The 13,281-nt window shown below is 62.0% G+C and carries 13 protein-coding genes, 1 tRNA gene and 1 pseudogene; 3 read left to right on the forward strand and 12 right to left on the reverse strand.

The window, feature by feature from the left end; genetic code table 11:
• Positions 1-7 precede the first annotated feature (7 nt).
• Entirely contained in the window at positions 8-592 is a 585-nt protein-coding gene (gene epsC / locus PJL15_RS01330) for a serine O-acetyltransferase EpsC (RefSeq protein WP_144659071.1), read from the forward strand.
• Here the strand turns inward: epsC and PJL15_RS01335 are convergent.
• Positions 589-1,276: pseudogene (locus PJL15_RS01335) on the reverse strand (SDR family NAD(P)-dependent oxidoreductase). The gene epsC and the pseudogene PJL15_RS01335 overlap by 4 nt on opposite strands.
• Positions 1,277-1,363: 87 nt before the next feature.
• A complete protein-coding gene (gene gndA, locus PJL15_RS01340) occupies positions 1,364-2,800 on the reverse strand; it encodes an NADP-dependent phosphogluconate dehydrogenase (protein ID WP_281449405.1) in 1,437 nt (478 codons plus the stop codon).
• Between the two features lie 252 nt (positions 2,801-3,052).
• Here gndA and PJL15_RS01345 point away from each other — a divergent pair, with 252 nt between their 5' ends.
• Positions 3,053-3,781, forward strand: coding sequence for a FadR/GntR family transcriptional regulator (locus PJL15_RS01345; RefSeq protein ID WP_281449406.1), 729 nt, complete (start codon positions 3,053-3,055; stop codon positions 3,779-3,781).
• On the opposite strand, the gene PJL15_RS01350 is transcribed toward PJL15_RS01345, so the two are convergent.
• Genes PJL15_RS01350 through PJL15_RS01360 form a run of 3 tightly spaced genes read right to left on the reverse strand, consistent with a single transcriptional unit; the run spans position 3,770 to position 6,550 of the window.
• Positions 3,770-4,831: an L-idonate 5-dehydrogenase gene (locus PJL15_RS01350; protein ID WP_281449407.1), complete on the reverse strand. Its 1,062-nt coding sequence runs from the start codon at positions 4,829-4,831 to the stop codon at positions 3,770-3,772. The genes PJL15_RS01345 and PJL15_RS01350 overlap by 12 nt on opposite strands.
• Positions 4,831-5,601 (reverse strand): SDR family oxidoreductase, encoded by a 771-nt coding sequence (locus PJL15_RS01355; RefSeq protein WP_281449408.1) that lies wholly within the window; start codon positions 5,599-5,601, stop codon positions 4,831-4,833. Before PJL15_RS01355 ends, PJL15_RS01350 begins: the two co-directional genes overlap by 1 nt.
• 34 nt (positions 5,602-5,635) lie before the next feature.
• On the reverse strand, positions 5,636-6,550 hold the full coding sequence (locus tag PJL15_RS01360; protein WP_281449409.1) for an NAD(P)-dependent oxidoreductase: 915 nt from the start codon (positions 6,548-6,550) through the stop codon (positions 5,636-5,638).
• A gap of 70 nt (positions 6,551-6,620) precedes the next feature.
• Here PJL15_RS01360 and PJL15_RS01365 point away from each other — a divergent pair, with 70 nt between their 5' ends.
• Complete coding sequence (locus PJL15_RS01365; protein WP_281449410.1) at positions 6,621-7,688, forward strand: D-2-hydroxyacid dehydrogenase; 1,068 nt, start codon at positions 6,621-6,623, stop codon at positions 7,686-7,688.
• A 170-nt stretch (positions 7,689-7,858) separates the two neighbouring features.
• Here the strand turns inward: PJL15_RS01365 and PJL15_RS01370 are convergent, their stop codons facing one another.
• From PJL15_RS01370 to PJL15_RS01400, 7 genes are all read right to left on the reverse strand, one after another.
• Positions 7,859-9,217 (reverse strand): MFS transporter, encoded by a 1,359-nt coding sequence (locus PJL15_RS01370; protein ID WP_432443780.1) that lies wholly within the window; start codon positions 9,215-9,217, stop codon positions 7,859-7,861.
• Positions 9,218-9,346: 129 nt separating this feature from the next.
• A complete protein-coding gene (locus tag PJL15_RS01375; protein ID WP_281449412.1) occupies positions 9,347-10,141 on the reverse strand; it encodes an IclR family transcriptional regulator in 795 nt (264 codons plus the stop codon).
• Positions 10,142-10,348: 207 nt separating this feature from the next.
• The gene (locus PJL15_RS01380; protein WP_281449413.1) at positions 10,349-10,639 is read right to left on the reverse strand and encodes a hypothetical protein; all 291 of its coding nucleotides are present in this window, start codon (positions 10,637-10,639) and stop codon (positions 10,349-10,351) included.
• Positions 10,640-10,740: 101 nt separating this feature from the next.
• Positions 10,741-10,816, reverse strand: a tRNA-Val gene (locus PJL15_RS01385).
• A 66-nt stretch (positions 10,817-10,882) separates the two neighbouring features.
• Positions 10,883-11,812 (reverse strand): NAD-dependent protein deacetylase, encoded by a 930-nt coding sequence (locus tag PJL15_RS01390; protein WP_432443781.1) that lies wholly within the window; start codon positions 11,810-11,812, stop codon positions 10,883-10,885.
• Between the two features lie 23 nt (positions 11,813-11,835).
• A complete protein-coding gene (locus PJL15_RS01395) occupies positions 11,836-12,339 on the reverse strand; it encodes a peroxiredoxin (RefSeq protein ID WP_281449415.1) in 504 nt (167 codons plus the stop codon).
• The gene (locus tag PJL15_RS01400; protein ID WP_281449416.1) at positions 12,336-12,755 is read right to left on the reverse strand and encodes a DUF3052 domain-containing protein; all 420 of its coding nucleotides are present in this window, start codon (positions 12,753-12,755) and stop codon (positions 12,336-12,338) included. Before PJL15_RS01400 ends, PJL15_RS01395 begins: the two co-directional genes overlap by 4 nt.
• Positions 12,756-13,281 lie beyond the last annotated feature (526 nt).

Genomic DNA, 13,281 nt, shown 5'->3' on the forward strand with positions numbered 1-13,281 from the left:
GGTCTTTGTGAGCTTCTTCGCAAGACTTAAGGAAGACCTCGACGCCGCCCGGTCCCACGACCCGGCGGCGCGAGGTTCTTTCGAGAACTTTTTCGCATACTCCGGATTGCATGCCATCTGGGCCCACCGCGTCACCCACAAGCTCTGGCAAAACCCGGCACTGAGGTTTCCGGCGCGCCTGATTTCGCAGCTCGCGAGGTTCCTGACCGGGATTGAGATCCACCCCGGGGCCACGATTGGCCGCAGGTTCTTCATCGACCACGGCATGGGCGTCGTCATTGGTGAGACGTCCGAGATCGGCGACGACGTGATGATTTACCACGGTGTCACCCTCGGCGGCCGTTCATTGGCCAAGGTCAAGCGCCACCCCACCATTGGTGACCGCGTCACGATCGGTGCCGGCGCAAAGGTACTCGGCCCCATCACCATCGGCGCGGACAGCGCAGTTGGGGCAAATGCCGTGGTGGTCAAGGACGCTCCTCCGGAGTCAATCATTACGGGCATCCCAGCGACCTGGCGCCACCGGGATGCCAGGTCCGAGACCAAACCGGCAGTGGATCCGGCGGAGTACTACATCGAATACCGGATCTAGCCGGCCAGTCTTTTGTAGAAGTTCAGGAACACAGCGTCAAAGACGCGGTCCGGCAGAATCCTTCGCATGGCCAGAACGCCCCAGGCACCCCTACCTACCGGGTAGCGGGTTCCGGGGCGTTTTGCCGTCGCGGCCCGGACGATGGTCTTTGCCACCACGCTTGCCGGAGTGGACAATACGTGGCCTTCACCTGAAGTCGACGCAAGGGCCGCCGCCACGATGTGTGCCTGATCCGCGTAGGGCCCAGTGCCCGAGGTCGCCAGCAAGCCCTCACCAGCTATGGTGCCCCATTCAGTATCGGTTCCCGACGGTTCAATGATGACGACGTCGATGCCGTGGGGTTTCAGTTCGAGGCGCAACGAATCGCTGATTCCCTCCACCGCGAACTTTGTGCCGTGATACCAGGCGCCAAGGGGCTCGTAGATCTTCCCCCCGATGGACGCAACATTGATGATCCGCCCCCTTCCCGCGGCACGCATTGCGGGGAGGACCAGCTGGGTCATCCTTGCCAGGCCCATGACGTTGACCTCAAACTGCCTCCTGCCCTCAGCCAGCGGAACTTCCTCCAGGGAGCCGTAGCCTGGCACCCGCGTAAACGGTAAAACCCGCCGACGCCAGGGCAAGGGCGGTTTCGAATCCGATGCCCGTTGAGGCGCCGGTGACCACCGCGATACGTCCTGCCATGGCTGGTCTCCTTTAGTCCCCGGCACGGCAAAGGCCGGCCCACCCCAGCGTATCCGGGACGGACCGGCCTGTGCCGGGAAAATGCTGCTAGTGGGTGTCGACCGCCGAGATTTCGGACTTGCCTTCGCCCCAGAGCGTGTGGAACGTACCTTCAGTGTCCACACGACCGTAGGTGTGGGCACCGAAGAGGTCGCGCTGGCCCTGGATCAGGGCAGCGGCAACACGCTTGCGGCGGAGGCCGTCGTAGTACGCCAGTGACGAGGAGAAGACCGGGACCGGGATGCCCAGCTGAACTGCGGTTGCCACTACGCGGCGCCATGCCGGGAGTGCCTCGCCAATGGCCTTGGTGAAGGCAGGGGCGAAGAGCAGGTTGGCGGGCTTCTCGTCGGCAGCGTAGGCCTTGGTGATGTCCTTGAGCAGTTCTGCCCGGATGATGCAGCCGGCGCGCCACAGGGAAGCGATCTCGTCCAGCTTGAGGTCCCAGCCGTACTCCTTGGCGGCGGAGGTCAGCATGTCCAGGCCCTGTGCGTAGGAGACAAGCTTGGAGGCGTACAGAGCCTGGCGGACATCTTCAACGAACGTCTCGGGGATTTCCACCGAAGCCTCTTCGCCGGCCAGCAGTTCCTGGCCAAGCTTGCGCTGTTCGGTCTGCGAGGACAGTGCCCGGGCGAACACGGACTCAGCGATGCCGGAGACCGGGGAACCCAGTTCCAGGGCGGAAATGACCGTCCAACGGCCCGTTCCCTTCTGGCCTGCCGCGTCAACGACGACGTCCACGAAGGGCTTGCCGGTCTTGGCGTCAACGTGGCCGAGGACCTCGGCGGAGATTTCGATCAGGAAGGAGGACAGATCGCCCTTGTTCCACTCAGCGAAGATCTTGGACTGTTCGGCCGGCTCGATGCCCGCACCGGAGCGGAGAAGATCGAACGCTTCGCCGATGACCTGCATGTCGGCGTATTCGATGCCGTTGTGGACCATCTTGACGAAGTGGCCTGCGCCATCGGTGCCGATCCATGCGCAGCACGGTTCGCCGTCGACCTTGGCCGAAATCTTTTCCAGCAACGGACCGAGAGCGTCGTAGGACTCACGGGAGCCGCCGGGCATGATGGACGGGCCGTTCAGTGCACCCTCTTCACCACCGGAAACGCCCACGCCAACGAAGTGGAGGTCCTTCTTGGCCAGCGCTGCTTCGCGGCGGCGGGTGTCCTCGTAGTGCGAGTTGCCGGCATCGATGATGATGTCACCGGCTTCGAGCAGCGGTTCGAGCTGCTCGATCACGTTGTCAACGGGCGCGCCGGCCTTGACCATGATGAGGACGCGGCGGGGCTTTTCGAGGGAGTCGACGAGTTCCTGCAGCGTTTCCGTGCGGATGAAATCGCCTTCAGTGCCGTGCTTTTCCAGCAGGGCGTCGGTCTTTTCCACGGAGCGGTTGTGGAGAGCCACGGTGAAGCCGTTGCGTGCGAGGTTGCGGGCCAGGTTGGCGCCCATCACCGCAAGGCCGGTGACACCGATGTGTGCTGACATCAAAACTCCAATTCGTTCGTGTACAAACAGTCCCAACGCACCCTTTGGGGACACGCAGGAAGCGATTTCAAAAACCAGGGGCTGTAATAAACCATACGTATTTAAACCTTGGGCGGGAAAGCGGCGCCCACGTTGTGGAAGCTGCCGCGTCATAAACAGTCTATGATGCCCGGCAACCACCACGGCGGCAGGAAGACCCTTCCCCACACGGAAACCTGCCCGGGCTCCCGCCGCGCCACTATGCTTACCTCTATGTCAACCAGCCTTCACCACCGCGCCGTTGAGCATTTGGGAACCCGGATTGTGGGTGGCGCCCTTCCCACGGGACACGTGATGCTGGCTGAGCACTTGGAAGATGAACTGAACGTTTCGCGCTCCGTGGTGCGTGAAGCCGTGCGCGTCCTCCAGTCCCTGGGGCTCGTGGAAACGATCAAACGGGTGGGCATCCGTGTCCTGCCCGCCCACCGTTGGAATCCTTTCGATCCCTTGGTCATTCGCTGGCGGCTCGCCGGCGAAGGTCGCGGCGCGCAGTTGCGCTCGTTGGCCGAGTTGCGTTCCGCCGTCGAGCCCGTAGCCGCCGAACTTGCCGCCGGAAATGCACCGGAGAGCCTCAGGCGGGAGCTGGTTGGGATCTCCCTTGCCATGAAGGAAGCGGGCGACGCCGGGGACATGGCAAGGTTCCTGGACCTCGACATCCGCTTCCACGCCCTGGTGCTGTCCGGTTCCGGCAACGAAATGTTCGCCAACCTGATCGGCCAGGTCACCGAGACCCTCACGGGCCGGACCGTTCACGGCCTCATGCCCGAACATCCCCAAAAGCAAGCACTCCAGTGGCACATGGATGTCGCCCACGCCATCGACGCCGGCGATGGTTCAGTTGCGCGCGATGCCGCCGCGAAGATCATGCGCCAGACGATCGCGGAGCTGGCACCCAGCTGGGATGACCAGCCCCGCGTCTTCGTCCCAGTTTCAAAGAGCTAGAGGTTCCTGGAAGTTCAACAACACTTTGCCGGATTCGGCGGAGTTCTTCGCGACTTCAAAGGCCTCCAAGCCGTGGGCGAGATCGAATTCGTGCGTCACCACTGGATCCACAAACAACGACCCGTCCGCCAAGGCAGCGATCACCTCATCGATCTCGTCGTTGAAGCGGAACGAGCCCAGGAGTTCCAGCTCGCGGGTGATGGCGAGCGAAATGAACACCGGCTGGGGTCCGGAGGGCAGAAGCCCTACCATCACAACCTTGCCGCCGCGGGTGGCACCTTTGATGGCCGAGGCAAGTCCGTAGTGGCTCCCTGAGGATTCAATAACGACGTCGGCGTCCACTGCCGCGATGGCGTCCGCTTCGTCCCCCTTTAGGACGGCGTCGGCGCCGACGGACCGGGCAATCTCCAACGGCTTGTCATGCATGTCGACGGCAACAATCCGGGCTGCACCGGCTCGCTTCAGTACCGCAACTGCAAGGGCACCGATCGGACCGCTGCCGATCACGAGGGCCGTCTTTCCCTTAACGTCACCGGCACGGGAAACGGCGTGCCAGGCCACGCTGGCTGGCTCCACCAGTGCGGCGGTGCGGAGGTCAAGATTCTCCGGCAGCGTGCGCAGCATCCGGGTAGGCAAATTGGCATAGCGGCTGAAGGCGCCATCCGTGTGGGGATAACGTGCAGCACTGCCCAGGTAGGTGCAGCCCGGGGAGAGGTTTGGCCGGTCCTCGGGGTATCTTGCATCGCCGGGCGCAGGGGTGGCCGGGTGGACAGCGACGGGCGTTCCTGCGGCGGGGCCCGTCCCGTCAGTTGCCTGTTGGACAACCACGCCAACGATTTCGTGCCCCAGGACCATCGGTTCCTTGAGGATGGACTCCCCGGCGGCACCGTGCAACCAGTAGTGGAGGTCCGAACCGCAGATCCCGCCGTAGGCGATCTCCACGATGGATTCACTCGGTGCCGGCGCTGCCAGCGGGATGTCTTCGATGCGCAGGTCGCCTTTGCCGTGGGCAACTACAGCCGGGCCGGAGGTGGGAAGGGAGACGCTCATCAGACCACCACCGTCATTCCGCCGTCGACGAAGATCGTCTGGCCGTTCACGAAGTTGGACGCCTGCGATGCGAGCCACACCGTGGGGCCAGCGAGGTCGGCCGTGGTACCCCACCTGTTGGCCGGAGTCCGGCCCAGGATCCAGGAGTTGAAGTCGGCGTCGTCCACCAGGTTCTGGGTCATTTCCGTGTGGATGTACCCAGGGGCGATCCCGTTGATCTGCAAACCGGACGCGGCCCATTCAGCGGTCATTGCCCGGGTCAGGTTCCGCAGCCCACCCTTGGCGGCCACATAGGGTGCGATGGTGGGGCGGGCCAGGTCTGTCTGGACGGAACAGATGTTGATGATCTTGCCCTGCCCCCGGGGGATCATATGCCGGGCGGCTTCCCTACCCACCAGGAAAGCGCTGGTGAGGTCGGTGGTGATGACCCGGTCCCAGTCTTTGACGTCGAGGTCCAGCATGGGAACGCGGTGTTGGATACCGGCGTTGTTCACCAGGATGTCCAAGGGTCCAACGTTCTGCTCCACCCAGGTGACCCCTTCTGCCGCGGAATCAGCGTCCGTAACGTCGAAGGCCCGGCTGTGGACCCGTCCCTCCGGGTATTCCGCGGCCATCGCCTGGCGGGCCGCCTCAAGGCGGTCAGCATTGATGCCGTTGAGCACCACCGTTGCCCCCGCGTCCGCGAGGCCCCGGGCAAGGGCGTTGCCTATCCCCCGGCTTGAACCGGTAACCAAGGCAACCCGCCCGGTCAGATCGAAAAGTGCACTCATGGTCTGTTCGTATTCCTTCTTCGGTTGCGCGGGTTCAGTTGCTGTTGGATGGTGTTGCGGCCGGTGTCCGGCCCAGGTTTGCGATGGTTTGCCGGACGACTGCGAGGTCTTTGTCTCCCAGGCCTTGGCGCTTGAGTTCGGCGTATAAGTCGATGGCCGCCGACGCCATCGGCACGGCCGAACCAGCGTCGTCTGCGCTGGCAATGACAAAGCCAAGGTCCTTGTGCATGAACTTGGCCGGCCCTGTCGGTTCATAGTCTTTGGCGGCCAGGCGCGGCCCGACGTTGTCCAGCACCCTGCTTCCTGCCAATCCCCCGGCCAGTACCTCAAAGAGGGCTCCTACATCCATCCCGGAGCGCTCGGCGAGTTCGGCGGCTTCGGCGAGGGCCGCCGTCGTGGTTCCGACGATCAGTTGGTTGCAGGCCTTGGCGAGCGACCCCGAGCCCAGGGGGCCCATTCGCCGGACGGTGGTTCCCATGGTCCTGAAAAGCGGTTCAAGCTGGGCGAAGCTGTCCTCGCTTGCACCCACCATGATGGCGAGCGTTCCACCACGGGCGCCGGCGGTTCCTCCACTCACGGGTGCATCCACCACCACGGCGTTGCCCCTACTTGCCTGCTCAACCAGTTCGCCGAATCGCTGGACTCCCGTTGGGGAGACACTGCTCATGACGACGACGGCGGTACCTGGCTGCGGTGGCCGGGTCCGCCAGGAGTCGAGCAGCTCCACTGCCGCTTCCTCGATATAGGGAAGATCCGGAAGCATGAAGATGATGGCGTCTTCATCGCGCAAGGCGGCAACGCTGGCGGCGCGCTTGACGCCGGGAAGAGCTCCGAAAGCCGTGTCGGAGCGGTTCCAGGCGGTGAGGCTCCATCCAGCGTTGGCTACGTTTGAAGCCATGGGCGCCCCCATCAGGCCCAGGCCAACGAAACCTACTCGTTTCGGGGTCATGGCAGGTAACACCTCACTTCGTTGTGGTCATCTATGGAAATTCTGTTCAATATCCTAGCCGCCATTCAGTATGATGAACACTATGACGACTGATGAACTTACCATCGCCATCGCTGTACCGCTCGAAGCTGAGTATGTAGAGCAGATCCGCGCTGTAGATCCCTCCGTAACGGTTCTCTACGAACCCGGACTTCTCCCCCCGGAGCGGTTCCCCGCGGACCACGCCGGCGACCCTGCCTTCAAAAGGACGCCGGAACAGGAGGCACGCTATTGGGCCATGCTGAACCGCGCCAACGTCCTCTATGGCTTCCCCAACGAAAGCCCCGCGGGACTGGCGCGGATCGCAAAAAGCAACCCCCACCTGCAATGGATCCACGCCATGGCGGCAGGAGCCGGCGGCGCTGTGAAGGCCTCTGGCCTGGACACTGAAACACTCCGGAAATTCCACGTCACCACCTCGGCCGGCGTCCATGCGCTGCCCTTGGCGGAGTTCTCGGCATTCGGAATCCTCAACGGGTTCAAGCGCAGCGCCGAGATGGCACAGGACCAGGCCGCCAAATTCTGGCCGGAACTGCGGACACCCACCAAGCTGGCCAACGGCTCCAAGGTAGTGATTGCCGGCCTCGGGGAAATCGGCATGGAAACGGCCCGCATCGCACGGGCACTGGGGATGAGGGTCAGCGGCACCAAGCGCAATGTCGGGACCATTGAGGGAATCGAGGAAGTCACCAACAATGACGGCCTCCCATCCCTTGTGGCCGACGCCGACGCAGTGGTCAACACTCTGCCGGGGACGCCCTACACGGAGAAGTTGTTCAACAAGGACATCTTCTCTGCCATGAAACCCGGAACTGTTTTCGTCAACGTGGGTCGCGGCACGGTAGTGGATGAGGACGCCTTGCTCGAGGCGCTCGACAACGGCCAGGTTGCCTACGCTTGCCTGGACGTCTTCGCCGTTGAGCCACTGCCACAGGACAGTCCATTGTGGAACCACCCGCGTGTCCTGGTGTCACCGCACACCTCCGCTTTGAGTGCCGCTGAGAACAGGCTCATCGCCGAACGCTTCTGCAGCAACCTGCGCACCTTCCTCGACGGCGGCGAACTCCCGCACCTGGTCGACCCGGTCCACTTCTACTAAACCGGACTACCACCCAGTGGCGCTCAGCCACGCCTCAAACTGAACCGGCGACATGGTCGCTGCTGCTCCGGCAGCAACGCCAAACCTCGAACCTGCCACAGGTTCACGCCAAAACAGCGCGGCGCCCCTCCTGATGGAGGGGCGCCGCGCTGTGCTGTTCAGGGATTGGGCTACTTGGCGTCTTCTGTACTGACCAGATCGCGACCGGCAGTCTCAGGGGTGAAGAACGTAGTGACGAACGAGATCAGGGCCAGGACCAGAGAGTAGATGGCCAGGACCAGCCAGGAGTGGTTGGTGGCGGCCAGCATCAGCGCGCCCAGCAGGGGCGCAAGGCCACCAGCCAGGACGGCTGATATTTCGCGGCTCATGGCGACACCCGTGAATCGGTACTGCGAACCGAACAATTCCGGAAGGAGCGGGCACTGCGGTCCAAGCATCGACTGGACACCGATGGCAATGCCCACGGCCATGACCACCCACACAAGGGTTACATTGCCAAGAGTGACGAGGTAGAAGGCAGGAACGGCAATGACGGCTTGGAACAACGCACCGTAACGGTAGACCGGAACACGTCCGTACTTATCCGACAACGCGCCGAAAGTCACCACCAGGACAGCTGCGAATCCGGCGGCGATCAGCAGCCCTACCGGACCGATGGAGTTGTTGCCGGCGAAGACACCTGCGGGCATGCTCATGAACGAAACCAGCAGGGCGGAGTAGATCGACGAGTTGCCGTTCTCCCCCATTCGCAACCCAATGCCAATCAACACATTCTTCTTGGAATGCTTCCACAAAGCGCCGATCGGGTTCTTGACCACGTTCTTGTGCTTTTCCAATTCCTGGAAAGCGGGCGTTTCCTTCAGCTTGAGCCGGATGAAGATTGCAATGACGATCAAGATGAAGCTGGCAAGGAAGGGCACACGCCACAACCAGCCCTGCAGGACTGACTTGTCGGCCAGAGCGATCAGCGCGAATGTTCCAGCGCCCAGCAGAGTGCCGAGCTGGATACCGACGAACGGCAAGGAAGCGAAGAAACCACGACGACGACGCGGCGCTACTTCTGAAATCAGCGTGGTGGCACCGGCCTGCTCCGCCCCGGCGCCCAGACCCTGGATGATGCGCAGGGTGACAAGGAGAACAGCACCAAGCATTCCAGCCTGTTCAAAGGTGGGCAGGAGTCCGATGGCGAAGCTCGCCGTTCCCATCAAGGCAATCGTCAGGATCAGGACCATCTTGCGGCCGAACCTGTCACCGATATAGCCGAAGATCAGGCCGCCGAAGGGCCGGGCCGCAAACCCGACACCGTAAGTGGCGAACGAAGCAATCAACGCACCATCAGGGCCCAGCGGCGAAAAGAACAGCGGCCCGAAGATCAGCGCCGAGGCCAGGCCATAGATGTAGAAGTCGTAGTATTCCAGGGCGGAACCTACAGAGCTGGCCAGCGTCGCACGCCGGAGCTGCTCCGGTTCAACGACGGCTTCGTCGGCCTCCGCCGCAAACTTTGTCTTAGTACGAGTAGTCACAAGCACTCCCTCAAAATCACCCCGGGCCCCCGTTGGCCCAGTGAGATAGTGATGGCATCACCGCCAAGATCACTATGATGAACAGAGTACAGCTTGCTGAACAGCTTGCCAAGATTAAAATCAGATTTATAGGGATCAGCCCATGGGGTTACCCAAGGACCGCGCCAACTCCTTGAGTTCCTTGACCATCAAGGCCCCTTGCTCCTCCGAATACGTCGCCTTCAACGCAGTCACGGACAGGCCCAGGCTGGGTCCATGCGCCCCATGCGTGGGTACGGGAACCGCCAGGCAGACGACACCTACTGTGGATTCTTCATCCTCGAAGGCGAAGCCCTGTTTGCGGATGGTGGCAATCTGCGCCTTGAGTTGCTCGGCGGTCCGAAGGGAGTTCGCGGTCATGGTGGGCAGCTCCATGCCATCGGGAAACATTGCCTCGATGTCGTGATCGTGCAGTTGCGCCACCAGGGCTTTACCGACGCTGCAGAGCGAGACCGGCATTTTGTCCCCGATATTCGAGGTCAGCCTGACCGCCGGGTGGCCCTCGTAGCGCGCCAGGTAGATCACGTGATCGCCGTCGAGCATGGCAATCCGGACCGTCTCGCCGGAGAGCGTCGGAGCCTGCTCGCAGTACTTGTAGAACTCCTGCACCTCATCGAGGCGGCTGAGGTATGCCGCTCCCAGCTCCACCAATTTTCTCCCGAGGGCAAAGTCGGCACCCTGCCTGGTGATGAGACGGGCTTCCTCGAGCGCCAGCAGAAGGTTGGACGTGGAAGATTTCGGAATGCCCAGCTCCCGGGACAAATCGCTCAGCGTCAAACGGCCGGAGGGGGAATCAGCCAGGGCTTCAAGGACGGCGGCAGCGCGGGTGACGGCGGGGGCCGGCGACGAAGCGCCCAGCCCCTCGGAGCGGGTGGTTCGGGAATCGGCCATGATTCTCCTTCGTCATTGCAAATCGGTGTTCAATCTACTGAACAATACCCATCATACTGGCATGCGGATCCTCATGGACTGTTCGGCTTTTCAAACCCAAAAGTTGGCTGTATATTCATCTTCGAGCTCTCCACCGCGGCATCCCCCAATAGTCGCGGTGGAGAGCTCATCCATTTCCGGCATACGGCAGCGCCCGCGCCGACATCGCTAGGCCGCCACCGCGCCTTGGTTCCTAAGGCACCAGCCTCCTCCTGAACCGTCGCGCACCAATTCCCACGTGGCGAGGGCGGACCGGGCATTGCCTCCCAAGCGAACCTGGACTTGCAGGACCTCAACATCCACCCGGCCCATCCCACGAGGCATACGCTTGGATTCCTCCCACCAGGCGACCCTTTCAAACCAGCGGACAGGCTCTACGGCGATCCTCCACTCGCGGCCTCCCCTGACGACGACGGCAGGCTCGCCTTGCGCTGTTGTGCGGATGTGTACGTGCTCCATGGAACAGACCGTAGAGTGTGGCCCTGACATTTAAGGACAACACCGAAATAACCGGACGACGAACAAAAACCCCGCCTCCAAGCATGGAGGCGGGGTTTGTTTGGTGGGTCCTACCGGGATCGAACCGATGACATCCACGGTGTAAACGTGGCGCTCTACCAGCTGAGCTAAAGACCCAAATTGCGGCTTCAGCACCTTGGAACTTCCTCAGCGCTTCAACCAACGAACAATGACTCTACATGATCAACCGCCGGAAACACCAATCGGGTCAGGAGCGTCCAAAAGATCAGGCAAGGCACGTGCAAGGTAGACCAATGCGCCACTGACACCCAGCTCGAGTTTCACCGTGGCGAATTCGTCACCACGGGTGCCCCCCCTGTTGATAATGACCACAGGCTTTCCGGATTTTGCTGCATGGCGGACGAAGCGGAGACCGCTCTGCACGGTCAGCGACGAGCCTGCCACCAAAAGTGCTTCCGCGTCATCAACCATGGCGTAGGCGCGCGCCACGCGGTCCTTGGGGACGTTCTCCCCGAAATACACAAAGTCAGGCTTCAGTATTCCGCCGCAGATGGGGCACACGGCCACCACGAACGAGGTGATGAGCTCGGGATCTTCCACTGTCGCGTCCGCATCCGGCGCCATCTCAACCAGGCCGGACTGCACAGCAGCTTCGACGAATCCGGGATTAATCTCCTCCAGGATGGCCGCGATCAATCCCCTGCTGAAGGTATGGCCATGCGAGAGGCAAATCACCTGGTCAAAACGACCATGCAAATCCACAACGTTAATGCTCCCCGCATCCTCATGCAGCCTATCCACGTTCTGGGTGATCAGGCCGGTAGTGAGTCCCCGCCGCTCCAGTTGGGCGACGGCAGCATGTCCTGCATTGGGATCGGCGTGCCGGAGATGGGACCAGCCGATGTGGTTGCGTGCCCAATATCGCCGCCTATTGGCTTCGCTCCCAATGAACTCCTGGTAGGTCATGGGGTTTCTTGGCGCGGACCCCGGCCCCCGGTAATCCGGAATGCCGGAATCGGTACTCAAGCCGGCCCCTGTGAGCAATGCCAAGCGCTTGCCCTGAAGGACGCGCACTGCAGGACCCATGGCTTCCTGCTCCCAAGCGTCGAGCTGAACCTCGGCTGCGGGCGCCATGCTGGCAAAACCAGTCATTCCGACTCCAGGCCCGCGGTTACTCATGACGCCTGAACCGCCAGCTCAGAGAGAGCACGACGATACCCGGCGAAGTCCCTCGCCTGGCCCCTTGGATTGACCACGACGTAACGGACAATGCCCTCCGCGTCGATGATGAAGGTGCCCCTCAAGGCCATACCGCTGACCTCATCGAACACGCCGTAATCCTTGGCAACAGCTCCGTGAGGCCAGAAGTCCGCCAAAAGGTCGAACTCGAAGCCTTCGCGCTCAGCGTAGGCCCGCTGGGCGAACTTGCTGTCAACCGAAATCGCAAGCACGGTCGCGTTCGAATCCTCGAACTGCGCAATGTTGTCGCGGATCTCACATAGCTCACCCGTGCAGATGCCCGAGAAAGCAAAAGGGAAGAAAACAACAACAACATTGACGCCCCGGTAGTCCGTCAACCGAACAGGCTCACCGTATTGGTTCAGCAGTTCGAAGTCTGGCGCGGTCTGCCCTTGCTGGGGAACACCGACCGAAACCGGCGCCTGCTGGACTTCGGTCATTTGTTCTTCTTAGGCACCAGCCGGGTGGCGCTCCAGTCCTTCGAGACACCTGCAGAAGTAGTCAAGTGAAGGCCGGAGGTAGGTGCGGCGTCCTGGATATCGGCGGGAGAAACATAATTATCCCGTCCCGACTTGGGGGTCAGGACCCAGACAACTCCGCCTTCTTTGAGTGTGGTGAGCGAATCCATGAGGGCATCAACGAGGTCGCCGTCGCCATCGCGCCACCAGAAGATGACTGCGTCAACGACGTCGTGATCGTCTTCATCCAGCAATTCGGAGCCCGTGACATCTTCAATATCGTCACGCAAGTCGAAGTCGACGTCGTCGTCGTAGCCGCGCTCCTGAATCAGATCCCCACCTTTGAAACCCATTCGTTCCGCCACATTTACCGATGTGGCGGCGTCGGCCTCGCTCACGTTTCCTCCTTTTGAAGTGACTTCCATTACTAACAGCCAACACCCTTTGGGCGCCTGCTTCAAGCCATTGTCCCTGCACCGGGGCACATTCCGCACCACCTCGGCTGTTTTGGGGCCGTGGCAAGCGCGTGCTTTACGTCACGCAGGCCGTTCGGATGTGACATACAACGCCCTGCAGGGCCTGCGGCTACGCATACCAGCGCCGCGAAAGCTAGAGTGGCCATGAGCGCTCTGGCTGCAGGGCGATCGCCCCGCAGAATTCTACTGGGCAGCCAAGCGCTCACAAGACCTGCCCGGCGCATCCGACCGGGCTGTTGAAACCGAGATGCCGCACACGACGCGTTCACGACGGGCAGTCACCCTGCCAGACCTGAGGCGCCGATGCATGCGCCAAAAGGAAGGTTGGACGTGGCTGCAGGAGAAGAGACCTCACACATCCTCAGCGGGTTGACTGCCCAGCTGCCTGATCGTGATCCGGAAGAGACCGCGGAGTGGATTGAGTCCCTTGATGCGTTGATCGCTGAGC

Origin of the sequence: Paenarthrobacter nitroguajacolicus, from assembly GCF_029952445.1 — a bacterium.
GTDB lineage: Bacteria > Actinomycetota > Actinomycetes > Actinomycetales > Micrococcaceae > Arthrobacter > Arthrobacter nitroguajacolicus_B.